Source organism: Pseudomonas savastanoi (assembly GCF_020917325.1).
Classification (GTDB): domain Bacteria; phylum Pseudomonadota; class Gammaproteobacteria; order Pseudomonadales; family Pseudomonadaceae; genus Aquipseudomonas; species Aquipseudomonas amygdali.
This window is the reverse complement of sequence record NZ_CP076652.1, coordinates 1,407,955-1,434,030: the sequence shown is the minus strand read 5'-3', so window position 1 is coordinate 1,434,030 and position 26,076 is coordinate 1,407,955. Positions and strand designations below refer to the sequence as shown.

General features: G+C 58.3%; 17 protein-coding genes and 1 pseudogene. 6 read left to right on the top strand and 12 right to left on the bottom strand.

Features of this window, described 5'->3' with window-relative positions:
* Positions 1-55: 55 nt before the first annotated feature.
* Positions 56-367: a Nif3-like dinuclear metal center hexameric protein gene (locus KP808_RS06375; RefSeq protein ID WP_058399619.1), complete on the bottom strand. Its 312-nt coding sequence runs from the start codon at positions 365-367 to the stop codon at positions 56-58.
* 5 nt (positions 368-372) lie between these two features.
* On the bottom strand, positions 373-4,269 hold the full coding sequence (gene purL / locus KP808_RS06370) for a phosphoribosylformylglycinamidine synthase (protein WP_230017822.1): 3,897 nt from the start codon (positions 4,267-4,269) through the stop codon (positions 373-375).
* Positions 4,270-4,482: 213 nt separating this feature from the next.
* Between purL and mltF the strand changes: the two genes are divergently transcribed.
* Positions 4,483-5,973 carry a membrane-bound lytic murein transglycosylase MltF gene (gene mltF, locus KP808_RS06365; protein WP_122280213.1) on the top strand — a complete coding sequence of 497 codons (1,491 nt, stop codon included), beginning with the start codon at positions 4,483-4,485 and terminating at the stop codon, positions 5,971-5,973.
* Here mltF and tadA read toward each other — a convergent pair.
* The 4 genes and pseudogenes from tadA to KP808_RS06345 all read right to left on the bottom strand — a co-directional run bounded on the left by tadA (position 5,970) and on the right by KP808_RS06345 (position 11,731).
* Positions 5,970-6,479: a tRNA adenosine(34) deaminase TadA gene (gene tadA / locus KP808_RS06360; RefSeq protein WP_122280214.1), complete on the bottom strand. Its 510-nt coding sequence runs from the start codon at positions 6,477-6,479 to the stop codon at positions 5,970-5,972. The two genes, mltF and tadA, sit on opposite strands and share 4 nt — an antisense overlap.
* Positions 6,479-7,852, bottom strand: coding sequence for a multicopper oxidase family protein (locus tag KP808_RS06355; RefSeq protein WP_230017821.1), 1,374 nt, complete (start codon positions 7,850-7,852; stop codon positions 6,479-6,481). The genes tadA and KP808_RS06355 overlap by 1 nt, the downstream gene beginning before the upstream one ends.
* A gap of 178 nt (positions 7,853-8,030) precedes the next feature.
* The gene (locus KP808_RS06350) at positions 8,031-10,007 is read right to left on the bottom strand and encodes a tetratricopeptide repeat protein (protein ID WP_230017819.1); all 1,977 of its coding nucleotides are present in this window, start codon (positions 10,005-10,007) and stop codon (positions 8,031-8,033) included.
* A gap of 143 nt (positions 10,008-10,150) precedes the next feature.
* Positions 10,151-11,731 (bottom strand): annotated as a pseudogene (locus KP808_RS06345) (phage tail sheath family protein).
* 796 nt (positions 11,732-12,527) lie between these two features.
* On the opposite strand from KP808_RS06345, the gene KP808_RS06340 reads away from it, so the two are divergent.
* Entirely contained in the window at positions 12,528-13,520 is a 993-nt protein-coding gene (locus KP808_RS06340; protein WP_058399615.1) for a hypothetical protein, read from the top strand.
* A 148-nt stretch (positions 13,521-13,668) separates the two neighbouring features.
* Here the strand turns inward: KP808_RS06340 and guaA are convergent, their stop codons facing one another.
* The 3 genes from guaA to KP808_RS06325 all read right to left on the bottom strand — a co-directional run bounded on the left by guaA (position 13,669) and on the right by KP808_RS06325 (position 17,464).
* Positions 13,669-15,246: a glutamine-hydrolyzing GMP synthase gene (gene guaA / locus KP808_RS06335; RefSeq protein WP_004656303.1), complete on the bottom strand. Its 1,578-nt coding sequence runs from the start codon at positions 15,244-15,246 to the stop codon at positions 13,669-13,671.
* A 105-nt stretch (positions 15,247-15,351) separates the two neighbouring features.
* On the bottom strand, positions 15,352-16,821 hold the full coding sequence (gene guaB / locus KP808_RS06330) for an IMP dehydrogenase (protein WP_004666065.1): 1,470 nt from the start codon (positions 16,819-16,821) through the stop codon (positions 15,352-15,354).
* Positions 16,822-16,915: 94 nt separating this feature from the next.
* Positions 16,916-17,464, bottom strand: a complete 549-nt coding sequence (locus KP808_RS06325; protein WP_230017818.1) for a sugar ABC transporter ATPase — start codon at positions 17,462-17,464, stop codon at positions 16,916-16,918.
* Positions 17,465-17,595: 131 nt separating this feature from the next.
* Here KP808_RS06325 and xseA point away from each other — a divergent pair, with 131 nt between their 5' ends.
* The 4 genes from xseA to KP808_RS06305 all read left to right on the top strand — a co-directional run bounded on the left by xseA (position 17,596) and on the right by KP808_RS06305 (position 23,077).
* The gene (xseA, locus tag KP808_RS06320) at positions 17,596-18,975 is read left to right on the top strand and encodes an exodeoxyribonuclease VII large subunit (RefSeq protein ID WP_162492688.1); all 1,380 of its coding nucleotides are present in this window, start codon (positions 17,596-17,598) and stop codon (positions 18,973-18,975) included.
* A 7-nt stretch (positions 18,976-18,982) separates the two neighbouring features.
* A complete protein-coding gene (locus KP808_RS06315) occupies positions 18,983-19,807 on the top strand; it encodes a M23 family metallopeptidase (RefSeq protein WP_122259234.1) in 825 nt (274 codons plus the stop codon).
* Positions 19,808-20,180: 373 nt separating this feature from the next.
* The gene (gene leuA, locus KP808_RS06310; RefSeq protein ID WP_004667426.1) at positions 20,181-21,851 is read left to right on the top strand and encodes a 2-isopropylmalate synthase; all 1,671 of its coding nucleotides are present in this window, start codon (positions 20,181-20,183) and stop codon (positions 21,849-21,851) included.
* A 356-nt stretch (positions 21,852-22,207) separates the two neighbouring features.
* Entirely contained in the window at positions 22,208-23,077 is an 870-nt protein-coding gene (locus KP808_RS06305) for an isocitrate lyase/PEP mutase family protein (RefSeq protein WP_002552494.1), read from the top strand.
* 503 nt (positions 23,078-23,580) lie between these two features.
* Here KP808_RS06305 and KP808_RS06300 read toward each other — a convergent pair.
* The 3 genes from KP808_RS06300 to KP808_RS06290 are packed head-to-tail and all read right to left on the bottom strand — an operon-like array spanning position 23,581 to position 26,002.
* Complete coding sequence (locus tag KP808_RS06300) at positions 23,581-24,015, bottom strand: hypothetical protein (RefSeq protein WP_058399612.1); 435 nt, start codon at positions 24,013-24,015, stop codon at positions 23,581-23,583.
* A 59-nt stretch (positions 24,016-24,074) separates the two neighbouring features.
* Positions 24,075-24,866, bottom strand: coding sequence for an amidohydrolase (locus tag KP808_RS06295; protein WP_044323877.1), 792 nt, complete (start codon positions 24,864-24,866; stop codon positions 24,075-24,077).
* Positions 24,854-26,002 (bottom strand): pyridoxal phosphate-dependent aminotransferase, encoded by a 1,149-nt coding sequence (locus tag KP808_RS06290; protein WP_230017816.1) that lies wholly within the window; start codon positions 26,000-26,002, stop codon positions 24,854-24,856. Before KP808_RS06290 ends, KP808_RS06295 begins: the two co-directional genes overlap by 13 nt.
* Positions 26,003-26,076: the final 74 nt, after the last annotated feature.

Below are 26,076 nucleotides of genomic sequence, written 5' to 3'. Positions count from 1 at the left end.
TTATCGTCCCACGCGCCAGCATGGGGAAGCATTTCCGGACGCCCCGCGTCCAACTTCAGAACTCTGCCAGCCGCCATACTTCGTAAGCAGGCGTTTCGTAGGGATGGCTCTGCTTGAGAGCCACCACCACTTGCCGAATCAGATCATCAGCCACGACCAGCTCGACCTTCCATTCCTCCACTGATTCGACCACTCCACTCTGCCCGACAAATGGCTGACTGCCATCCAGCGGGCGGAACTGGCCCTGGCCGAGCACTTGCCATGAGCAGTGATCGTAAGCGCCGATTCGCCCTGCACCAGCAGCGAATACAGCGCTCTTGACCTCGTCCACATGGCTCGGCGGAACAAAGAAGGCGAGCTTGTACACGCGCCTTAGTTAACCCAGGCCCGCGCGTTGCGGAACATGCGCATCCAGGCAGCGTCCTCGTTCCAGTCCTCGGGACGCCACGAGTTCTGCACCGCGCGGAACACGCGTTCCGGGTGCGGCATCATGATCGTCACGCGACCGTCCAGGGTGGTCATGCCGCCGATACCGCGCGGCGAGCCGTTCGGGTTGGCCGGGTAGGTTTCAGTGACCTTGCCGTGGTTATCGACGAAGCGCAGTGCCACAGTACCGGACACGTCCGCCTCAAGCAGCGCGTCGTCATTGCGGAACTCTGCGTGACCTTCACCGTGAGCGATGGCGATTGGCATGCGCGAACCGGCCATGCCTTGCAGGAAGATCGACGCCGACTCCTGAACCTGAACCATTGCCACGCGCGCTTCGAACTGCTCGGAGCGGTTACGCACGAAATGGGGCCAGAACTCGCTGCCCGGAATCAGCTCGTGCAGGTTGGACAGCATCTGGCAACCGTTGCACACACCCAGCGTGAAGCTGTCGGCACGCTCGAAGAAGCCCTGGAACGCATCGCGGGCGCGGCTATTGAACAGTGCCGACTTGGCCCAGCCTTCACCGGCGCCCAGCACGTCGCCATAGGAGAAGCCGCCACAGGCAACCATGCCCTTGAAGTCGTTCAAGTCGACACGACCGGCAAGGATGTCGCTCATGTGCACGTCAATCGCATTGAAGCCTGCGCGATCAAAGGCTGCCGCCATCTCGACCTGACCGTTGACACCCTGCTCGCGCAGCACGGCAACCTGAGGACGAACACCCGTCTTGATGTACGGCGCGGCGATATCTTCGTTGACGTCGAAGCCCAGCTTGACGGTCAGGCCCGGATTGTCCTCTTCCAGCAGCGCATCGAATTCCTGATCCGCGCATTCGGCGTTGTCACGCAGGCGCTGGATCTGATAGCTGGTCTCGGCCCACTGACGTTGCAGCAGGCGGCGCTGGCCACTGAAGACCGGCTCGCCGTGGAAACTGATCGAGACTTCGTCGTTGTTGATCGGCTGACCGATCACCGCAACGCAATCTTCCAGACCGGCCGCGCTGAATTGCGCCAGCACCAGCGGAGTCGCGTCCTGACGCACCTGAATGACCGCGCCCAGCTCTTCGTTGAACAGGATCGCGCTCAGCTCGGAAACGTTGTCGGCCAGACCGTCGAGGTGCAGGTTCAGGCCGCAGTGACCGGCAAAGGCCATTTCCAGCGTGCTGACCAGCAGACCACCGTCGGAACGGTCGTGATAGGACAGGATATGACCGTCTGAATTGAGGCCCTGAATCACGGCGAAGAAGGCTTTGAGGTCTTCAGCGTCATCGACGTCTGGTGCGACACGACCCAGTTTGCCGTGGGTCTGGGCGAGAATCGACGCGCCCATGCGGTTCTGGCCACGGCCCAGATCGATCAGGATCAGGTCAGTGATGCCTTTGTCCATGCGCAGCTCGGGCGTCAGGGTCTGACGAATGTCGACTACTGGCGCAAAGCCGGTCACGATCAGCGACAGCGGCGAAGTCACGCTCTTCTCAGAGCCTTCGTCGCTCCAGCGGGTTTTCATGGACATCGAGTCCTTGCCCACCGGAATGGTAATACCCAGCTCCGGACACAGCTCCATGCCCACCGCTTTCACGGTGTCATAAAGACGCGCGTCTTCTCCAGGGTGGCCGGCCGCCGACATCCAGTTGGCCGACAGCTTGATGTCAGAAAGCTTTTCAATACGCGAGGCCGCGATGTTGGTCAGCGTCTCGCCAATCGCCATGCGGCCCGAAGCCGGAGCATCCAGAAGAGCCAGCGGCGTGCGCTCGCCCATCGCCATGGCTTCACCGGTGTTGACGTCGAAGCTGGTCGCAGTCACGGCGCAGTCAGCCACAGGCACCTGCCACGGGCCGACCATCTGATCGCGAGCGACCAGACCGGTAATGCTGCGGTCACCAATGGTGATCAGGAAGCTTTTGCTGGCGACTGCCGGGTGACGCAATACGCGTTGCACGCTTTCTTCGATATCCAGCGTGCTCGGATCGAAATCATCGCCGATCTCGGCTTCACGCTCGACCGAACGGTGCATGCGCGGCGCCTTGCCCAGCAGCACTTCCAGCGGCATGTCCACCGGGCTGTTGCCGAAATGGCTGTCGGTCACGGTCAGTTGCGGCTCGGCAGTGGCTTCACCGACAACCGCAAACGGGCAGCGCTCGCGCTCGCAGATAGCCTTGAAGCGCTCGAAATCTTCGACGCCGACGGCCAGCACGTAACGCTCCTGGGATTCGTTGCTCCAGATTTCCAGCGGGGCCATGCCCGGCTCGTCGTTGGGCACGTTGCGCAGTTCGAAACGTCCACCGCGATCGCCATCGTTGACCAGTTCGGGGAAGGCGTTGGACAGACCACCGGCACCGACGTCATGGATGAAGCTGATCGGGTTACGGTCGCCCAGCTGCCAGCAGCGGTCGATCACTTCCTGACAGCGACGCTCCATCTCTGGGTTTTCACGCTGAACCGAAGCGAAATCCAGATCGGCAGAACTTGTACCGGTCGCCATCGAGGACGCCGCGCCGCCGCCCAGGCCGATCAGCATTGCCGGGCCACCCAGCACGATCAGCTTGGAACCCACGGTGATTTCGCCCTTCTGGACGTGATCTTCGCGGATGTTGCCCATACCGCCGGCCAGCATGATCGGCTTGTGATAACCACGAACTTCGTCGCCATGTGGCGTGGCAATCGACTGCTCAAAGGTACGGAAGTAGCCGGTCAGCGCCGGACGGCCGAACTCGTTGTTGAACGCCGCGCCACCCAGCGGGCCTTCGATCATGATGTCCAGCGCGGTGACGATGCGCTCGGGCTTGCCGTATGGCACTTCCCAAGGCTGCACGAAACCGGGAATCTGCAGGTTGGACACGGTAAAACCGGTCAGCCCGGCCTTGGGCTTGGCACCGCGACCGGTTGCACCTTCGTCGCGAATCTCGCCGCCGGAACCGGTCGCTGCACCAGGAAACGGCGCAATGGCGGTCGGGTGGTTGTGAGTTTCGACCTTCATCAGAATATGCACCGGCTCCTGCACCGCGCCGTACTGACGGGTTTCCGGGTCCGGGAAGAAACGGCCGGCAACGTTGCCGACGATCACCGAAGCGTTGTCCTTGTACGCGGACAGCACGCCTTCGCTGTGCATCTGATAGGTGTTCTTGATCATGCCGAACAGGCTTTTTTCCTGGCTCTGGCCGTCGATATCCCAACTGGCGTTGAAGATCTTGTGACGGCAGTGCTCGGAGTTTGCCTGGGCAAACATCATCAGCTCGATGTCGTGCGGGTTGCGCCCGAGACCGTTGAAGCTGGTGATCAGGTAATCGATTTCATCTTCAGCGAGGGCCAGACCCAGTTCGACGTTGGCTTTTTCCAGCGCCGCACGGCCGCCACCCAGAATGTCCACCGCGGTCAGCGGCTTGGGCTGGGCGTGGCTGAACAGGCTGGCGGCTTGCTCGTGATCGCCCAACACCAGTTGCGTCATGCGGTCGTGCAGGCTGTCGGCGATTGCCTGAGCCTGGGCCTCACTGAACTGGCCTTCTACATAGAAGGCAATCCCGCGCTCGATACGCTGGATTTTCGTCAGGCCGCAATTGCGGGCGATGTCGCTGGCCTTGCTCGACCAGGGTGAAATGGTGCCAAAACGCGGCAACACCAGAAACAGACGGCCGCTCGGCTCTTGAACCGGCACGCTGGGGCCGTATTTCAGGAGACGATCGAGAACCTGCTGTTCTTCGCTGGTCAGAACGTCGTTGACGTCCGCGAAGTGGGCGAATTCGGCGTACAAGCCACTGACAGCTGAAACTTTTTGTTTCAGTTGTTCTAGTAATTTGCTGTGGCGGAAGGCAGAAAGGGCAGGAGCACCGCGCAGGATCAACATCTTCGGGACAGCCTCGAGAAGGGGGTGTGCTTTGAGGCCGCACATTCTAGCCTAAAGCGGGCCTTTGATCACCCAAAACGGCGGCATCGGGTGCGCCCGAATGTCGCTCCGCGCAAAAAAAGTCTGAAAATGCCTGTAAAACCCCCTCGCCTATCAGACGCAGGCTTCACTGTCGAGATATGGCGCCCGGTGCGCTTTGCGTATACTGCACCGATGTTCTTCAGACCAGATTTCCGCCCACGCTGCGCCAAGTGGCTCATCGCAACCGGACTCTTCCTGATGCTCGGCGCCTGTGTGGAGAAACCCACCACACTGGAGCGAGTCAAGGAGGACGGCGTACTGCGGGTGATCACCCGTAACAGCCCGGCGACTTACTTTCAGGATCGCAACGGCGAAACCGGCTTCGAATACGAGCTGGTCAAGCGTTTCGCCGACGATCTGGGCGTCGAACTGAAGATCGAAACAGCCGACAATCTGGACGATCTGTTCGACCAGATGAACAAGCCGGGCGGCCCGGTCCTGGGTGCCGCGGGCCTGATCGAGACGCCAAAGCGCAAACAACAGGCGCGATTCTCGCACTCTTATCTGGAAGTGACCCCTCAGGTTGTCTACCGCAACGGCCAGTCGCGCCCCACCGACCCGGGCGACCTGGTGGGCAAACGTATCGTGGTCCTGAAAGGTAGCGCGCATGCCGAGCAGCTTGCGGCACTCAAGGCGCAGAATCCCGGCCTTGAATACGAAGAGTCGGACGCGGTCGAGGTCGTCGATCTCCTGCGCATGGTCGATGAAGGCCAGATCGACCTGACGCTGGTCGACTCCAACGAGTTGGCGATGAACCAGGTGTACTTTCCCAACGTGCGTGTAGCCTTCGACCTGGGCGAAGCCCGCGAACAACGCTGGGTGGTTGCACCGGGCGAAGACAACAGCCTGCTTAATGAAATCAATGCGTACCTCGACAGGGTCGAGAAGAACGGCACACTGCAACGCCTGAAAGACCGTTACTACGGCCACGTTGACGTACTCGGCTACGTTGGCGCCTATACCTTTGCCCAGCATTTGCAGGAACGCCTGCCCAAATACGAGAAACACTTCCAGACATCGGCCAAGAAAGAACAGGTCGACTGGAGATTGCTGGCCGCCATCGGCTATCAGGAATCAATGTGGCAACCGGCCGTTACCTCGAAAACCGGTGTACGCGGCCTGATGATGCTGACCCAGAACACCGCTCAGGCGATGGGCGTGACCAACAGGCTCGACGCGCGACAAAGCATTCAGGGCGGGGCAAAGTATTTTGCCTACGTAAAGGATCAGTTGGACGACTCGATTAAAGAGCCAGATCGCACTTGGCTAGCTCTCGCGTCCTACAACATTGGCAGCGGTCACCTCGAAGATGCGCGCAAATTGGCCCAGAACGAGGGGCTGAATCCTGATAAATGGCTCGACGTGAAGAAAATGCTGCCGCGTCTGGCACAGAAAAAGTGGTATAGCAAAACGCGTTACGGCTATGCCCGAGGCGGCGAGCCGGTACATTTCGTTGCCAACATTCGTCGCTATTACGACATTCTGACTTGGGTCACGCAGCCTCAGCTCGAGGGCAGCCAAGTCGCCGATGGCAACCTGCATGTTCCCGGCGTCGACAAGACCCAACCGCCTGCGCCGCCTGCACCTCCTTCAGGCAGCAGCCAGGACAAGCCTGCGCTCTAAACGCCGCTCTGGCTTTTATCTGCATCCTTGGCCACCCGGCGCATTCTGAAAAACTCGCTCAGCATTGCCCCGCATTCAGCGCCCAATACCCCGCCCTCAAACAGCACGCGGTGATTGAGAAAGCCCTGACTGAAAAACTGCCCCTGGCTTTGAACGATGCCCGCCTTGGGCTCAAGCGCGCCGTAGACCACGCGAGCCACCCGCGAATGCACGATCAACCCGGCGCACATGCTGCATGGTTCCAGCGTCACGTAAAGCGTACTGCCCGGCAGACGATAATTATCCAGCGCCCTGGCGGCATCACGAATAGCGACCATTTCGGCATGCGCACTGGGGTCGCTCGCGCTGATCGGGCAATTGTAACCACGACCGATGATCTCGCCGTTCTGCACCACGACTGCACCGACCGGCACTTCGCCCAGCAATGCGCCTTGCGCGGCGAGCGCCAGTGCCTCGCGCATGAAGTCCTGATCCTTGCTGCGGTCGATGATTTGCGGCTGACGCATCACGACACCTCGATGGCGGCCATGAGACCAGTTTCCATGTGATCGATCACATGGCAGTGGAACATCCACACACCGGGGTTATCCGCCACCAGCGCAATCCGCGCCCGCTCGTTGCGGCCCAGCAAGAACGTGTCGGTAAAGTACGGGATGATCTTGCGCCGATTGGACGCGATCACCTTGAAACTCATGCCGTGCAAGTGAATCGGGTGTTGATACTGAGTCATGTTCTTCAATTCAAAGATGTAGCTCTTGCCCAACTTCAATTTGGCGATAGGCCGGTCGGCGCAAGTCTTGTCGGTAATGTCCCACGCTTCGCCGTTGATCTGCCACAAGCTGGGCGGCTTGCCGTTGTCGGTGTTGACCGACATCGAGCCCACCCACTCGAAGTTGAAATTGATCTTCTCGGCGTTATCCATATCCGGCTCGGCCACCGGGTTGGCAGGCAGCTCGGGTGGCCATTGGCCGGGCGCGTCGTTATTGGCGACCGAGCGAAATGTCCCCAGACGCACCGGGCCGTTACGCAATGAAATTTCCTCACCCGCAGGCGGTGCCTTGATCGCCAGACAGATGCGCATGCCCGGCCCCAGCCAGTACTCGTCACCAAACGGTCGCGGCGTGACCGGGTTGCCATCCAGCGCATAAATCTGCGCCTCGGCGTCTGGCAGGTTGAGGCGGTAGGTGACGGTATTGTCGAGGTTGAGCAAGCGCACACGAGTAATCTGCCCAGCAGGCAATTCAATGACCGCCTGCGGAACACCATTCAATGTCGAGAGCCGCCCTGCCGTACCTTCACGCGCCGCCTCACGCAGCACGCTGAACTCGGTAAACGCGCCAACTTCATCCACATGCCAGCTTTTCAGGCTGACCGTGCGCTCATGGGCGAAACCGGTGGGCTCACGCTCTTCAACGATCAGCGGCCCGACCAGCCCACGGCCCAGCTCTTCACTGCTGCTGACGTGCGGGTGATACCAATAGCTACCGGCATCCGGCACCCGGAATTTGTAATCGAAATATTCACCCGGCTTCACTGGCAACTGTGAAACGTACGGCACGCCATCCATCTCCAGCGGCAAGCGGATACCATGCCAGTGAATGGTCGTCTCGACCGGCAGCTGGTTGATGAAGCGCAAGCGCAACCACTCGCCCTGCCGCACCCGCAGCTCGGTGCCCGGTGCAGAACCGCCAAACGCCCAGGCAGGTGTCTTGTGGCCAGAGACCAACTCTATATCCAGTGGCGCGGCGATCAGCACAAAGTCCGAACCCGCTTGCGACTCACGACGCCCCATCCAGTAACGCGAAGCACCGCCCGCGCCAAGGCCGACTACAGCAAGACCGGCGATGCCTGTAAGGATTTGACGACGGGTAAAGGACATGAACGGCGGGACCTCGAAAACGACGACTGAGCGCATCTGCGAGCAAATGCGAGGGGCGAATACGATACACCTGCATTTGCGTAAAGATAAGGGTGGATACCACGAACTGAAGTTGAGGCGTAAAAAAGCCGGGCAAGACAGTGACGCCCGCTCCGGCTTTTTGCATTAATCAACCGCGCTACGACTGACTAACCCGCTCAAGCCATTCGATATACGCAGGCTCTGCATCAAGCGGTACATTGGCGCGGTAATCCTGTAACTCTGCCTGCATGCCAAACCCTTTCCATATCAGCGGTGCGAGGCGCGATGCCGGGCTGTTCGCCCGCTCCAGCTCGCTCAGCACTTGCAGGCTTCGTTGCTTGTGCTCGGCCACTGTATCCGACTTGTAATCGAAAGCCTTCCCCAACCCGGAGATGTACATCAGTTTTGCGGTTTCTATCTCAGGCCACTGGAGCGCCATGTTAAGCGGCCATTCGAGCATGGCGCGCTCACCCCACATCGACGACTTGGGTAAATGGTCGTTCGCAAGCAACGTCAGCATGAATGATTGGCCCAACTGGGTCAGATACACCGGCAAGACCTCAGCGTCAGGCTGCCGGTAAAACACATCCAGTGGCTGCTCACGCTTGAGTCCGATGCCGGCCAGCAAGCGCTGTTGAAGATCAAGTACCAGCGCGCCAAGTTCCGCCTTGCCTGCACTGCCGTTTTCAACGGTTTGCCGGGTGCGGGTCGTGCAATTCCATAGGCTCAGTGAAATCCGCCACTGGGCATGATCGCCCTCACCCGAACAACCCACCTCGCCCGTCACGAAATACTTCGTCGTTGGCGGGACGATATCGAACAGTGTGTTGCCGTCGACCTCAACCCCCGATACAACCGGCCCCGCACCCTCCGCGACCTGGACATAACAATTGGCTGCATAGTCATTCCAGTAGTGAACCGACTCAGCCATGTAAAGAGGGATGGCACGCGTATAGCGCCCGACATCATCCTCGCGCTGCGATTCGGCGGGCTCTGCTTTCTCCATGATTTTGGACAAGGCGAAGAAACCAATTTCTGGCGCACCTTCCGGTTTTTGCGCGAAGAGCCAGTCAGCATTGCGCAAACCGTAGTGCCAAACCGGCTTGGTCAACGCCATGGTATTGATCGCCACGCTGGCAGGATCAATCGGAATGCCTTTGTCTTCCTGCCTGCGCACATCCTCGAAAGCGTGCGCAAACTGGTCAAGGTGACTTTTGATTGGCGCAAAGCCGAGGGCATACAAACGCGTAAGCAAGGCCTCGCCTTCATCCACCCTGCCCAGTTCCTGATAGGCACGCAGCAAGTTGAGACCTGCCGTCGAATCATGTTTGTGCTCATCATAAGCAGGCCCGACAAGCTCGACGATCAGCGGGATGTGGCCATTGTTGCCCAAGTCACCCGATATCATCTGCAGCGCGCTTCGGTCGAACTGGCCACCTGCCAACACTTCTTCATACAGCACGCGCGCCTGCGCGATGTTGCGCTGTTGCAGGTAATGCCGCGCCATCCACAACTGCGCACGCCAACTGCCCGGCAACGCCGCTACTGTGTGAAGAGCAGCGAGATAGGCCGCCTCGCCGCCCCGCTCCTGCTGGATGCTCAGCCACCACATCACACCATTCTCTTGATTCGGGTCGGCTTCAACCGCCTGCCATAGCGTTGCCTCTGCAACTGATTGCTCACCACGCTCGGCAAACACTTTGGCCAGATTGGTCAGAATGATTCCCGACACACCGACTTTCGCCATCCCGGCCCGCAGGGTGGCTTCAGCAGCATCAAGCTGAGCGTTGTGCATCAGCACGATACCGTTCACCACATGACTGCGCTCGGGATTAGCGTCGATCTCGACCAGTCGTTCGGCTGCTGGCATTAGGTCAGTCGCAAATCCATCGTTCAGGCCCGAAACAATGAGATTGTAGAGCTCGTCAGCATCGCCCCACTGCTGCTTCAGATTGGGCAGGAACACCTTCTCGCGCCACTCGGCCCGAGTGATCTTTATCTCGCGTCCGTAACTGTCGTAGGCAGTGATCAACTCGCCGTCGTGGGCTTCTGGCGACGTCGTATCAGCAGGCGCGTTATCTGTTGAAGCTTGAGATTTCTTGCCGCTGAGAGCGGACAGAATGCGTTTGAACATGAGTGGAGTCGCCGCGGTTTCGAGTGAGTGGGTAGAGCACGATGAATTGCGGAAACTTCAAGCAAGGATTGTTGGCACCCGTGCTTTTTGCTCCAGGCACTCAATCGTCAGTAAATAAAGCCGAGCGTTGCTGAGTGCTCCTGTCAGGCAGACTTCGCCTGCTCTTGCTGGAACATGATGACCAGAAACTCAGAAGGTCTGACGGTCGCCACAAGAACGGAAACGCGCAAGTAGCCATTGAGCACATCATCGGCCGTCATGGTACTGCCCAGCCCGACGTTGACCTGAAAGGCATCCGCAGGCGACGAGCCCTGCAAACCACCTGACCTCCAGACCCCCATCAGGAAACTGGTGATCATGCTTTTAACCGCCAACCAGGTGTCGGACGTATTCGGGCTAAAGATGTATTGGCGTGCGGCCAGCTTGACCGACTGTTCAAGGAAGGTCATGGTCCTGCGCACGGATACGTAACGCCATTCCTGGCTGTTGCCATCCAACGTGCGAGCCCCCCAGATCAAAATGCCCTGGCCGTTGAAAAAACGAATGGCGTTAACCGATTTTCCGGAAACGGCATCAATGTTGAGCGTTTCCTGCTGTGAGTCCGACAGACGAATCGGCAGGCTGGCAGCCCCGACGATGCCGACGTTTGCAGGCGCACCCCACACCCCGTTGGTATTGTCGTTGACGGTATAGACTCCCGCGATAGCGCCGCTTGGAGGCAACGTGTTAGCGCTCGACAACACATGCGTGACAATCTGGCTGTAGAGCGGACTGGCGACAAGCAGCGCGGCCTGCAACTGACTGTTTGTCATCGGGTCGGCTGGTGGCTTCTGGATCATCTCAAGCAGGGCGGCGACCGCAGCATTGGGTGCCGATGGCGGATTCAGCAAAGGAGCCAGTTGGGTCGTATCACCGCCAAACAGATTGGTGAAGTCGATGTCCGGCTGCTGCATGATCGTGGTGCCGATAAACGGCTAGTAGCTGGCGCCGTACGCGAGCCCGGTGTTGCCTGTGCTGTCGCGGAAGGTCTGGATGTCCTGGGTATAAAGGATAGGGTCGGGGTTGGCACCGCCAATGACGTCGAATATGCACATCGCAGTGCCCATTTCCTGTGCCTGCAACAACATACCCTGCATCAATGTGCCATTGTCGGCCACAGACAACAGCGTTGCCTCGGGGCAGATATACATTGTCGGCTCCAGCTCATTTTTGAGCAGGGCCAGCCCGCGCTGCAGATCAGCCAGTTGGACGTTGGGATTGATTACCGGAGCAGCCGGGTCGGTCGCAGGTTTTTTGCTGGGCGGGCCATAGGGACCGACCGCCACGATGTAAGCATCACCACCGCCATTCAGATAGAAGAGGCGTATGCTGTTGTAGAGGTAGTAGATCGTACTCGGGTCTGGAAGGATGGAATAATACTGATTGTTCAGCGTCAGGTATTCGCCGGATGTCGGCAGCTCCTTCTGTTGAACCAGGTAATACTCCGGACTGTACTGCCTGGCAGAATCAGCAGGCGGCGGCAGGTTGTCCAGCATGAAAAAGGCCTGGAACTCCATGAACGAAGAGATCTTCTGAGGCTTGTTGTAATACGACTCGCCCTGGTAATCCGCTCTCGGTGTGTAGCCGATAAAAGCAGGCACTGCAGTGGCTATTGGCACCACCGAGTTGGCAAAGCCGTTAACTTCATTGATGTACACACCTGGCGTTGGATAGTTGGAAGCCATTGCTCGTCCTTGATGGAGTTGAAAATTAACGGATCTCAGCCTTGCAGGTATCACACGTAAACGTACATGGCGCACACCGCGCGGGGCGATCGCAGATCGCCGGGCTTGATCAGGTAAACCGGCCTCGGTGTCAGCAGACCTTACTAAAATACGCTCAGCAGGTTGTCCTGTTGAGAGGGCTACCAACCTGTAAGCCAGAACCCTGGCGTGGCGTTTGCCTGATTTTTACGAGCGCGCGTGTGCGTCAATGTTATTGTTTTGCTCGCAAAATGCGGATAAAGCAACCCCGGAGTATGATTTTTGGGCTGCTCGTGGCGAGCTTTATAGTTTGCCCTTGCAGGATGCCCTTTTATCAACGCTTGCCGGGCAATCTAAAACCGAATTCTACTCTACAACAGACCAGCAAAGGTCTTCACTGAGTCCGGCGCAGCCCGAGGTTCGGACATAGCCACCGCAGCAGCTTGAAAAGCGAGCGAGGCCCGAATTGATGCGTCCACGCTTGATCGCAGCGGTAACGACGTCAGCAGCCACAATGCCTGCCTCGACCGCAGCACCTGCACCGGCCTGTACCGGCCCTCACCGCACCTGCCAATCCATCTTTCGACTCTCCTGCTGCGATCAGCACATGACTAATGAACGGTAAAGTCCAGAGTTTTTTTACCCAATCCCCCTGCTAACGCATGAACATTATCCTTGTTTGAATCGTCAGCCCGAACATGTGAATCATTGGCTTTAGAAACTTAAAAACCTGCCGACAAGCTGGCTAACCTAAATGCGTTAACATCAGGAGATGTTTATGGAGCAGGAAACCGTTACGCAAATGGCTTTGACCGTAGCTTTGGCTGTTTCAGGGATAGCATTTATTTATTTAGTGCTTTGCTGGGCTCTTGTATGGAAGTCAAAGCTCGCTCCTATGCGAATAGGTGAGATTGGTTGGAAACGAGTAGACTACATTTGGATAATAATAGGATCCCTTGCATTACTTATACACATTTTGCAAACAGAAGCCAATATTAAAATAGCCGAACGCGACATGGAGGAGTCCTTTGGGAGATTAGCAATTCAATCTTTAAACATCGCGGCAACGAATCTGAGTGACCCTGACATTTGCGTGCCTTCCACTGCACCTGCTCGTAAAAACCTAGCCAAAGAAGACATTGCGGAGTTAGACGCAGCTTGCGAGGTATTTACGAAGATTCGACCACTCTCTCGGACCGGGACTGAGCCAGACGTCAAGCTCATCATCTATTTAACAAAGCATACAACGGCGCCTAATTACTCAAACCATACTCTATCCGAGCGTGTGAAAAGCCTTTATCACAGCTGGGCGAATTACTTGCAGCAACTCGACTTAATTAGCCAGACAGGCGGTCAAGTTTTAACTTACGAGAATACTATTAGCACCTCCGAGTATATTGCTTCTTTTCTTCTAGCCTGTGCAATTGCACTGAGATTAGCTAAGGTTACCGGAGAAATCAGACTAAAGACTCACCCTATCGAAAGTAGTAAGAAGCCGCCCGTCGACAATAAGGATCCGGATAGCGCTCCGAGCGAATTAAAAACTTCTGCGAGAGAGCTACGCCTTTCAGCACAAGAATTAAAACTCTCCGCCACGAACCTAACTAAAGCAGCTGATCAACTAAAGAACCCAAGCAAATTCGACACACTGCAGACCAGGCTTGCTAACATTGAAAAATTAATACCTTATGTTTATTGGATGCTAGCAGGGTCAGCTTGTATCAGCGTAGCCATTGCATTGCTCCTACAACGCGTCCTGACTGGCGCCTAGGATAATTTTAATGCTTGGCACCGATGGTGCTTAGTTGGTTCTCTACCATAGCGACAAACAAAGCTTCCAGATTTTACCACCTCCAAAAAAAAGCCCGCAATTACGCGGGCTCCAGAGCATTTCTTGCTAGATAATGCCGGACGCAGGGTCACTCCCACTCAATAGTAGCCGGCGGCTTGCTCGACACATCATAAGTCACCCGCGAAATCCCTTCGATCTCGTTGATGATCCGGCCACTCACCGTCTCCAGCAGCTCATAAGGCAGGTGCGCCCAGCGAGCGGTCATGAAGTCGATGGTTTCGACAGCGCGCAGGGCGACGACCCAGGCGTAGCGGCGGCCGTCACCGACGACGCCAACCGATTTGACCGGCTGGAATACCACGAACGCTTGGCTGACCTTGTGGTACCAGTCGGCCTTGCGCAGTTCTTCGATGAAGATGTGGTCGGCACGACGCAGTAGGTCGGCGTATTCCTTCTTCACTTCGCCGAGGATGCGCACACCCAGGCCTGGGCCTGGGAATGGGTGGCGGTAGACCATGTCGTACGGCAGGCCGAGTTCGAGGCCCAGGCGGCGGACTTCGTCCTTGAACAGCTCGCGCAGTGGCTCGACCAGCTTGAGGTTCATTTCTTCCGGCAGGCCGCCCACGTTGTGGTGCGACTTGATGACGTGGGCCTTGCCGCTTTTCGCGCCAGCCGACTCGATCACGTCGGGGTAGATGGTGCCTTGCGCCAGGTACTTGATGTTGTCCAGCTTGCAGGACTCGGCATCGAACACGTCGATGAAGGTGCGGCCGATGATCTTGCGCTTCTTCTCTGGATCGCTCTCGCCTTCCAGGTTGTTCAGGAACTGCTCTTCAGCGTTGGCGCGGATCACCTTGACGCCCATGTTCTCGGCGAACATGGCCATCACTTGCTCGCCTTCATGCAGACGCAGCAGGCCGTTGTCGACGAATACGCAGGTCAGCTGATCGCCGATGGCCTTGTGCAGCAACGCGGCAACGACAGACGAGTCAACGCCGCCGGACAGGCCCAGCAATACATTGTCAGTACCAACCTGAGCGCGAACCTGAGCGATAGCGTCTTCAGCAATCTTCGAAGGGGTCCACAGCGCTTCACAGCCGCAGATGTCGAGGATGAAGCGCGACAGGATGCGACCACCCTGCTTGGTGTGGGTCACTTCCGGGTGGAACTGCACGCCGTAGTAACCGCGAGCGTCGTCAGCCATACCGGCAATCGGGCAGCTCGGGGTGCTGGCCAGAATGTGGAAGTCTTCCGGCAGTTTGGTGACCTTGTCACCGTGGCTCATCCATACGTCGAGGCCAAACAGGCCGTCGGCGTCGATATGGTCTTCGATACCATCGAGCAGACGGCTTTTGCCGACTACGTCAACGCGAGCGTAGCCGAACTCGCGCAGCTCGGAACCAGCAACCTTGCCGCCCAACTGCTCGGCCATGGTCTGCATGCCGTAGCAGATACCAAAAACCGGCACACCCAGGTCAAATACCGCTTGCGGGCAGCGTGGGCTGTTGGCTTCGTGTACGGACTCGGGGCCGCCGGCGAGGATCACGCCTTTTGGAGCGAATTCGCGAATCGCTTCGTCGTCCATGTCAAACGGATGCAGCTCGCAATACACGCCGATTTCACGCACGCGGCGGGCGATCAGCTGGGTGTACTGGGAACCGAAGTCGAGGATCAGGATACGGTGGGCGTGAATGTCGAGGGCCATGACTCATTCTCGTCAAAAAACAGAAACGACACGGGGCTGCGTCAACAGCCCCGGCTATAAAAAGTGTTGGCCTGCATCGCGGCGCACACCACGATGCAGTCCGGATCAACCAACGCGATAGTTCGGCGCTTCCTTGGTGATCTGCACGTCATGGACGTGGGATTCTGCCATGCCTGCGCCGGTAATGCGCACAAACTCGGGCTTGGTGCGCATCTGCTCGATGTCGGCACTGCCGGTGTAACCCATGGAGGAGCGCAGGCCGCCCATCAACTGATGGATGATGGCCGACAACGGACCTTTATAGGCCACACGGCCTTCGATACCTTCAGGCACCAGTTTCTCGGCACCTGCGGACGAATCCTGGAAGTAGCGATCGGACGAGCCTTGCGCCTGGGACATTGCACCCAGCGAACCCATGCCGCGATAGGCCTTGTAGGAACGACCCTGGAACAGTTCGATCTCGCCTGGCGCTTCTTCAGTACCGGCGAACATCGAGCCCATCATCACGCAGGAGGCGCCAGCCACGATAGCCTTGGACAGGTCACCGGAGAAGCGGATACCGCCGTCGGCGATCATCGGCACGCCAGTGCCTTCAAGGGCAGCGGAGACGTTGGCGATGGCGCTGATCTGCGGCACGCCGACACCGGCAACGATACGCGTGGTGCAGATGGAGCCAGGGCCGATACCGACCTTGACTGCATCGGCGCCTGCGGCAACCAGTGCCTTGGCTGCTTCGCCGGTGGCGATGTTGCCGCCGATGACCTGCACCTGAGGGAAGTTTTCCTTCACCCAGCGAACGCGGTCGATCACGCCTTTGGAATGGCCGTGAGCGGTGTCGACCACAACAACGTCAACGCCAGCAGCAACCAGCGCAGTGACGCGCTCGCCAGTGTCCTTGCCGGTGCCGACAGCAGCGCCGACGCGCAGGCGAGCCTGATCGTCCTTACTGGCCAGCGGGTAAGCCTTGGCTTTTTCGATGTCCTTGACGGTCATCATGCCCTTGAGCGCGAAATTGGCATCCACGATCAGGACTTTTTCCAGACGGTGTTTGTGCAGCAGCTCACGCACTTCGTTCTTGTCGGCGCCTTCACGCACGGTGACCAGACGCTCTTTGGGCGTCATCACTTCGCGGACAGGAACATCAAGACGGTTTTCGAAGCGTACGTCGCGGGACGTCACGATGCCGACCAGGTCGCCATTGTGCAGCACCGGTACGCCGGAAATGTTGTGCATGCGGGTGAGTTCGAACAGATCACGAACAGTGGCATCGGCTTCGATCGTGATCGGGTCCTTGACGACACCGGCCTCGAACTTCTTGACCTTGCGCACTTCGGCAGCTTGCTGCTCGATGGTCATGTTCTTGTGGATGATACCGATACCGCCTTCCTGGGCCATGGCAATTGCCAGACGGGCCTCGGTGACTGTATCCATTGCAGCAGAGACCAAAGGTATATTCAGCTCGATGCCACGGGTCAAACGGGTTTTCAGACTGACTTCGTTGGGAAGTACCTCGGAATAACCGGGCACAAGGAGAATGTCGTCGAATGTAAGGGCTTCTTGACTGATACGCAGCATCGCGGGGGCTCCCGGGCGGGAAATTGGAAGCGCGCCATTATACCTATAGACCCCGGTCGGCTCAATGTAAACCTCAGCCTATTATCAAAGCTGTTTATAGACGCACATTAACGCAGGAGACCGGGCGATCCAGACGTTCGGCGAAGTCATCCAGAAAGGTCTGGGTGAACGACGCATCCAGCCAGTTATTGAAGATGAAACCCAGGTTGGAAAACCCGCAGGCGTCCAGAAACAAAAAGCCGTTGATGTCATCTTCATGGCGGCATTCGGGGCAGGTGAAATTATCGGTGTGACCGGGCATCCAGTCTTCCAGGCTGTCGAACAGCGCCTCCCCCACTTCGCGACGACACTCCGGGCAACCGGCCTCTTCGGCAAAGTCGTTCAGCGGAGTATAGATGCAGCGCTTGGTGACGATTTCCAGACCATTGACTGTTTGCCCGAAAGGCAATGCATCGGGGTGCTTTACTACCCTTCTCGCTCCGGGTGCCACGGCGTAGGCCATCTTGTTATAGGTGCGCCCGCATGTCGTCAGCTCCGACTCGACTACATCGAGCTTGACCAGCCAGCGCAGAATCAGCCGCGCCCTGGCCTCGTGCCCGGGAAAGGTGGAAATTTGCGGGACGATAATGCTTTGGGTGTTCATAACGGAGCGTCGCTTAAAGCTGTTCGAGGCCGCAGCTTAATAGGCTGATGATTCTGGTCAAGGTGAAATCCTGATCGAAGTGTCGATACGGACCCGTGCGCCAGACCGGCATTGCCATTATGATGCCCGACATGATCAAAGACCCTTTCGCAAGACTCGGCCTCGACCGGGAAGTCCTTACTGTCAGCCAGCTCAACGGCCGTGCGCGGGTGTTGCTGGAGGACGTGTTCAGCAGTATCTGGGTCGAAGGCGAGATATCCAATCTCTCGCGTCCGGCTTCGGGGCACGTGTACTTCACGCTCAAGGACTCTGGCGCACAGGTGCGTTGCGCGCTGTTCCGGCAGAGCGCGGCGCGTGTGCGTCAGGCGCTCAAGGACGGCTTGCAGGTCAAGGTGCGCGGCAAGGTCTCGCTGTTTGAAGGCCGAGGCGACTATCAGTTGATTCTCGACACGGTGGAACCTGCCGGTGATGGTGCGTTGCGCCTGGCATTCGATGCGTTGAAAGCCAAGCTCAGTGACGAAGGCCTGTTCAGCGCCGAGCGCAAGGTTGCCTTGCCGTTGCATCCGCAACGTATCGGCATCATCAGCTCGCCGACCGGTGCGGTAATCCGCGACATCATTAGTGTGTTCCGCCGCCGCGCACCGCGGGTCGAGCTGACCTTGATTCCCACAGCCGTTCAGGGTCGCGAGGCGATCAATCAGATTGTCCGCGCGCTTAAGCTGGCCGACAGCAGGGGCTTCGATGCGCTGATTCTTGCCCGTGGCGGCGGCTCGCTGGAAGACCTGTGGTGCTTCAACGAAGAAGCCGTCGCCCGCGCCATCGACGCGTGCGTGACGCCGATTGTCAGTGCTGTTGGACATGAAACCGATGTTTCCATCAGCGATTTCGTGGCCGACGTACGAGCGCCGACGCCCTCCGCTGCCGCCGAACTGCTCGCTCCGGACTCCAGTGACCTGCATCGACGCGTCGACAGCCTGCACCGCCGACTGGTGAGCCGTATGCAGGATCGACTGATGCGCGAGCGCTTGCGTCTTGAGGGCATTTCACGGCGTCTGCGTCATCCTGGCGAGCGCTTGCGTCAGCAGTCGCAACGGCTGGATGACCTGGACATGCGCCTGCGCCGCGCTTTCGAACAGAACATGCACCAACGTCAGGTGCGTCTGGCGCACATGCAGAGCCGTCTCGCTGCACAGCATCCAGGCCGGACTCTGGCCTTTTTGCGTCAGCGTCTGGATGCCCTGGCCGAGCGCCTGCCGAGAGCCATTCGTGAACAGATCAAAGCGCGCAAGCTGCAATTGCAAAGTCAGGTACAGACCCTCAACGTGGTCAGCCCGCTTGCCACGCTGGGGCGCGGCTACAGCATTCTGCTCGACGAGCGAGGTCATGCGATCCGTAACGCTGCACAGACGCAAACGGGCCAACGGCTCACCGCCAGGCTCGGCGAAGGCGAACTGCAAGTGCGCGTCGAAGACAATCACCTCACGCCTGTGACCCTTTCCCTTCTGGACTGACTGCCTGATGCTACGTTTTATTGCCCCGCTGTTCGCCCTGCTGCTCTGCCTTCCCGCTCACGCCGACAGTTTCATCACTCGCGCACTCGACAAGCCGGTACCCGGCGGTGTGGCGGTTATCGATCTGGGCACCGGCGCTCAGGCTCCGACCGCCACCTATCAAGGCAAACCAGTGCTGGTGGTCAAGGAACAGGGCACGCGCTGGCTGGCCATCGTCGGCATCCCGTTGACGGTCAAACCCGGCACTCAACAAGTGACCTCGGGCGGGCGCACGCTGAACTTCACGGTTGGAAGCAAGAAATACCCGGAACAGCACATCACGCTCAAGAACAAACGTCAGGTGAACCCAAACCCTGAAGACAACAAGCGTATCGAGGGCGAACTGGCTGAACAGCTACGCGCCTACCGCAGCTTCAGCCCCGGAACGCCGAGCAACCTGATTCTGGACAAGCCAGTCAACGGACCGCTATCGAGCAGGTTCGGCGTGCGCCGGTTCTTCAACGGCGAAGAGCGCAACCCGCACTCAGGGCTGGATTTCGCTGTACCGGCCGGCACGCCGATCAAATCTCCGGCTGCGGGCAAGGTCATCCTGACCGGTAATTACTTTTTCAATGGCAACACTGTATTCGTTGACCACGGCCAAGGCTTCATCAGCATGTTTTGCCACATGTCAAAAATCGACGTGAAAGTCGGTGATCTGGTCCCTCGTGGCGGCGTGGTCGGCAAGGTCGGTGCTACCGGTCGCGCAACCGGCCCGCACATGCACTGGAACGTCAGCCTCAACGATGCGCGCGTGGACCCGGCGATCTTCATCGGCGCTTTTCAGCCGTAAGCCTGTTGGTGAGTGAGCTTTACGGCGCTCGCTCACACAAGCCCTCACTTGCGCACATCGCTTTCGGCCAACAACAACCAGCAAATAAACGCTCAGAAACCGCTATAAAAAATCGATAAAAGCGTATTTTCGAGAATTTATCCTAATCTTTTTCAAGTGCTTGCCATCATCCATGCCAATGGTTACGGTTGGCCTCATGAAAACCTCTCAAACCCTTATTCTGTTGCGCCAACATCGGTGCCTCAGCCTGGTCAGCGCCCGACTGCCTGGCTAGCATGCTGTGCCTCGTCCCTGTGTTCGCAATTCCCTGTGCTATCTATCCAGAACGGCAGGCCGCCCACCCCCGGCCCCGTGAATACAAAAGGATTTCCTGATGACCATGCTCAAAGACCCATCGAAGAAGTACCGCGCATTCCCGACCATCGATCTGCCTGACCGCACCTGGCCTTCGAAGACCATCGATGCAGCGCCGATCTGGTGCAGTTCCGACCTGCGCGACGGCAACCAGTCGCTGATCGAACCCATGGACGCGGCCAAGAAACTGCGCTTCTGGAAAACCCTGGTCAGTGTTGGCGTCAAGGAAATCGAGGCATCCTTTCCATCGGCTTCGCAGACTGACTTCGACTTCGTGCGTACCCTGATCGAAGACGGCCATATCCCGGATGACACCACCATCCAGGTACTGACCCAGGCTCGCGAAGACCTGATCGCTCGCACCTTCGAATCGCTGCGTGGCGCGAAAAAGGCCATCGTCCACCTGTATAACGCGACCAGCCCGTCGTTCCGCCGCATCGTCTTCAATCAGGACAAGGCCGGGGTGAAAGAAATCGCGGTCAATGCGGCCAAGCTGTTCGTCAAATACGCTGCACAACAGCCTGAAACACAGTGGACCTTCGAGTACTCACCGGAAACCTTCAGCGCGACCGAGCTGGAATTTGCCAAGGAAGTCTGCGATGCCGTGATCGAGGTGTGGAACCCGACGCCCGAGAACAAGGTGATCCTCAACCTCCCGGCTACCGTGGAAGTGGCGACACCCAACATCTATGCCGACCAGATCGAGTGGTTTGGTCGCAACATCACCCGCCGCGACAGCGTGCTGATCAGCCTGCACACTCATAACGACCGTGGTACAGGCGTCGCTGCTACCGAGCTGGGCCTGATGGCCGGTGCGGATCGCGTCGAAGGTTGCCTGTTCGGTAACGGCGAGCGGACCGGCAACGTCGATCTGGTCACCGTGGCCCTGAACCTTTACACCCAGGGCATCGACCCGGAGCTGGACTTCTCGGATATCGACGGTGTGCGCAAGGTCGTCGAAGAGTGCAACCAGATCCCGGTGCACCCACGTCACCCGTACGTTGGTGACCTTGTCCATACAGCGTTCTCCGGTTCGCACCAGGATGCGATTCGCAAGGGTTTCACCCAGCAGAAGGACGGCGAGTTGTGGGAAGTGCCTTACCTGCCGATTGACCCGGCCGACATTGGCCGTAGCTACGAGGCGGTGATTCGCGTCAACAGCCAGTCAGGCAAAGGCGGCATCACTTACCTGCTGGAACAGGAATATGGCATTTCCCTGCCACGCCGCATGCAGATCGAGTTCAGCCAGGTGGTTCAGGGTGAAACCGATCGTCTGGGCCTGGAGATGTCCGCTCAGCAGATTCATTCGCTGCTGCGCCGTGAATACCTGCAAGCCAACACACCTTACGCGCTGATCAGCCACAAGTTGCAGGAAGAGAACGGCAACAGTGCGGTCGATGCCGAAGTGCATGTGGACGGTGAAACCCAGCATTGGCGCGGCAAGGGCAAAGGCGCTCTGGAAGCGCTGGTCGCCGGTCTGCCAGTTGCTGTGGAGATCATGGACTACAACGAGCACGCCATTGGCTCGGGCACCACGGCCAAGGCCGCTGCCTACATCGAACTGCGCGTGAATGGCGAGCGTGCCGTGCATGGCGTGGGTATTGATGAAAACATTACCACCGCCAGTTTCCGCGCACTGTTCAGCGCACTGAACCGCTCGCTGAGCCAGACCCAGGCCAAGGCAGCCTGATTCGATAGCCGGATGACGGACGCAGGTCCGTCATCCGCATCGCCCTCTTCCCTCGCCGCCTCACACTGCACCAGCCTCTTGCATTCCGCGCATGACCCTGCCTGTTTCGGCATAATCTTTTTCATTTATGCTGTGGTAGCATGCTGCCCTTACTCCAGAGCGCGCCCAATCCAACAGCAATTCATATGCTGACGATGCCTGCTCGGACTTACCTGCCAGCTGCACCTTTCCTATAAAACCAAGACGACTATTGCATTGATTTCCGGACGAAAAGAATGCTCGGGCAGACCCACCGTGCATTGAAATTACCATCGGCCTCGGTACGCTGAGCTGATCCAATCACATTTGGAGCGATTATGCCCAAGGCTTCCCATCAAGATTTGCGCCGCAGTTTCCGTGCGCTCACCTCGTCGAATTCATGCTTTCACACCGCCTCGGTATTCGACCCCATGTCAGCGCGAATCGCAGCGGATCTGGGCTTTGAAGTAGGCATCCTCGGCGGTTCTGTCGCATCGCTGCAAGTACTGGCAGCACCTGACTTCGCACTGATCACCCTGAGCGAGTTCGTTGAACAGGCCACGCGCATCGGCCGCGTTGCGCAACTGCCGGTTATCGCGGACGCAGACCATGGTTATGGCAATGCCCTTAACGTAATGCGTACCGTTGTTGAACTGGAACGCGCCGGCATCTCGGCGTTGACGATTGAAGATACCCTGCTGCCTGCGCAGTTCGGACGCAAATCCACTGACCTGATTTCCACGGCCGAAGGTGTTGGCAAGATCCGCGCAGCACTGGAGGCACGTGTCGACCCGGAGATGTCAATTTTCGCTCGCACCAACGCGGCGATCATCCCGGTTCAGGAAGCCATCAGTCGGGTTCAGCAGTATCAGGCTGCCGGGGCTGACGGCATTACCATTGTCGGCATTCGTGACTTTGATCACCTGGCGCAGATATCCGAAGGCGTGACCGTACCGCTGATGCTGGTGACTTACGGCAACCCTGAGCTGCACGACAATGCGCGTCTTGCCGAGATGGGCGTGCGAGTCTGCGTACATGGCCACGCCGCGTACTTTGCCGCGATCAAAGCTACCTACGACTGCTTGCGCGAACAACGCCAGATTCTGGGCAGCGAGTCGAACATGAGCGCTACCGAATTGACCCACACGTATACGCAGCCTGAAGACTACGTAGAGTGGGCACGCAAGTTCATGAATGTGAACGAGTAAGGGCTCTGAATACTGTGACGCTATGCGTCACAGATCTGCGCCAAACCGCACACTCAAAATCGGACGCAGAGCGTCCAGAACTGCATGCGACGCAGAGCGTCGCACGATAGTTGAGGTCATCGTTCCGCACGCTCCAGCGTGGGAACGCAGTTCTCGACGCTCTGCGTCGCAAGAGGCCGCAGAGCGCCCAGAACTGCATGCGACGCAGAGCGTCGCACGATAGTTGAGGTTATCGTTCCACACGCTCCAGCGTGGGAACGAAGTTCTCGACGCTCTGCGTCGCAAGAGGCCGCAGAGCGCCCAGAACTGCATACGATGCAGAGCGTCGCACGATAGTTGAGGTTATCGTTCCGCACGCTCCAGCGTGGGAATGCCGTTCATGACGCTCTGCGTCATAAATCCACGCCGCACCGCACATTCAGGATCGGACGCAGAGCGTCCAGAACTGCATGCCGGCGCCGAGCATCGGCACGATAGTCCAGATCATCATCCGCGTCAGGACATCAGGCAGTGGTATTCACGCCACCTTCAGTCTCCAGCTGCAACAACGATGCCTGCAAGGTCTGCAGGTTAGCGCTGGTGGACGCAATCTGGCCCTGAATCGCCATGGCTTTCTGGGCCTTTTCTTCCGCTGTGCCATTACCGCTTTGGGCGGCAGCCAGCTGCGCCTGCTGTTGAGCCAGTTGCTTCTGGGCGTCCTTGATCTGCTGCTTTATCTGTTCGATCGTCTGATTAAGAGCCGATTTGCTGGAGCCACCAACGCTGCCCCCATCACCCGCTGCACCAGCCTTGCCACCTTCGGTGGAGGCCTGGTCAGAGGTCTTCTCGGTTTCAGTCGTGGTAGTTGCAGACTTGATTGCCTCTGCGTCGGTAGATTTAACCGCTAGGGTCAACGGGCTTGAATAGCTGTTCAATGTGGACGTATTGATGGTAATCATGGCGGTCTCCTAGGTGTCTGCACACGCTATCGGCCGACTCGTAACATTCTGAAGTAATTTTATTGAATATTAAAAGAGTCAGCGTCCAGCCCGGCCGGAAAGCGTGTGCGATAGGCTTGCAAGTCTGCCGCGCTTAACGTCGCCCTGAACACTCCATCCGCTTCGCCTGCGCCCAACAGGCTCTCGCCTTGAAAATCCAGAACCTGACTGTCACCGGTGTACGCGAAGCCCTTCCCGTCCGACCCCACCCGATTGACCGCGGCAACGTAGCACAGGTTTTCAATGGCCCTGGCGGGCAGCAGGCGATTCCAGTGCAGACGTCGCGCGCCTGGCCAGTTGGCGGTGTACAACAACAGGTCGGTACTCTCGGCATCACGGCTCCAGACCGGGAAGCGCAGGTCGTAACAAATCAGTGGGCGAATACGCCACCCATTGAGCTCGAACATCACCTGACGCTCGCCCGGCGTGTAGTGTTCGTGTTCACCCGCCATACGAAACAAGTGACGCTTGTCGTAATGCAGCAACTCACCATCCGGTCGCGCCCACAGCAGGCGGTTGCGATAACTGCCATCGGCGGCGCGAATGATGACGCTGCCGGTCACCACCGCATTGATCCGCTTAGCCTGCGCCAACAGCCAGGTCGATGTAGGCCCCGCTTCAGGCTCAGCCAGGGCCTCGGACTCCATCGAGAACCCGGTAGTGAACATTTCAGGCAGGATCACCAGATCAGCGCCATGCGCCTGGCCCAGCAAGTGTTCGAAATGCTCCAGGTTGGCCTCGCGATCATGCCATGCCAGAGTCGTTTGAATCAGCGCAAGGTTCAGGTTTGGCAGTTCGCTTATATCGCGCATAGTTTCTCCGCCGCCTGACGCAACGTGTCCTCTTGCTTGGCGAAGCACAGGCGAATCAGACGCTGGCCTGCTGGAGGGCTCTGGTAGAACACAGAAATCGGAATGCTCGCCACACCGTGTTCACGGGTCATCCACAGCGCCATGTCGACGTCATTCAGGTCAGGCCGTATCTGCGAGTAATCGACCAACTGGAAATAAGTACCGCCAACAGGCTGGAAGCTGAAACGCGATTCAGCCAGATGGCCGCAGAAGAAATCCCGCTTGGCCTGGTAGAAACCTGGCAGCTCGTCGACATGCTCCGGGTGCTCGGCCATGAAATCGGCCAGCGCGTACTGCAATGGCGTCACGCCACAGAAACTCACGTACTGATGCACCTTGCGCAACTCGGATGTCAGCGCGGCTGGCGCGACCACGTAGCCGGTTTTCCAGCCGGTAACGTGATAAGTCTTGCCGAAGGAGCTGACCACGAACGCGCGCTGGTACAGTGCTTCGTGATCAAGCACGCTGACATGGCGCGCGCCATCGAACACAAGATGTTCGTAGACTTCATCGCTGAGCAGGTAGATATCACGATCGGCGATCAGCGCAGCCAGTCGATCAAGCTCGGCGCGACTGATCAGGGCACCGCTGGGGTTGTGCGGGCTGTTGATGATAATCATGCGTGTACGCGGGCTCAGTGCATCGCTGAGCTTTTGCCAGTCGATGGAGAAGTCATCCAGCCCCAGTTGCACATGGACGCAGCGCCCACCGGCCAGCTCGACAGCGGGCTCGTAGCTGTCATAGCAAGGGTCGAAAATAATCACTTCGTCGCCAGCGCGAATAACGCTATGGATCGCGCAGAAAATCGCCTGCGTGGCACCCGGTGTGATGGTGATCTCGCTGTCCGGATTGACCGTACGGCCATAGCTGCGGGCGATCTTTGCCGCGATCTGCTGACGAAGTGCCGGCAGCCCGGTCATCGGTGAGTATTGGTTATGACCTTGAGTGACATGCCGACAGACCGCATCGCGCAGCGCCTGCGGCCCATCAAAATCGGGAAAACCCTGGGACAGGTTGATAGCGCCGGTTTCGGCGGCCAGCTGTGACATGACGGTAAAGATAGTGGTGCCCACGTTGGGCAACTTGCTGTCGATCATGGAACCCTTTCCCTGCAATCTCCCGGCACCGGGTGGCACGGGTCAGGCAGGATAGCCCATTAAACAGGCACAAA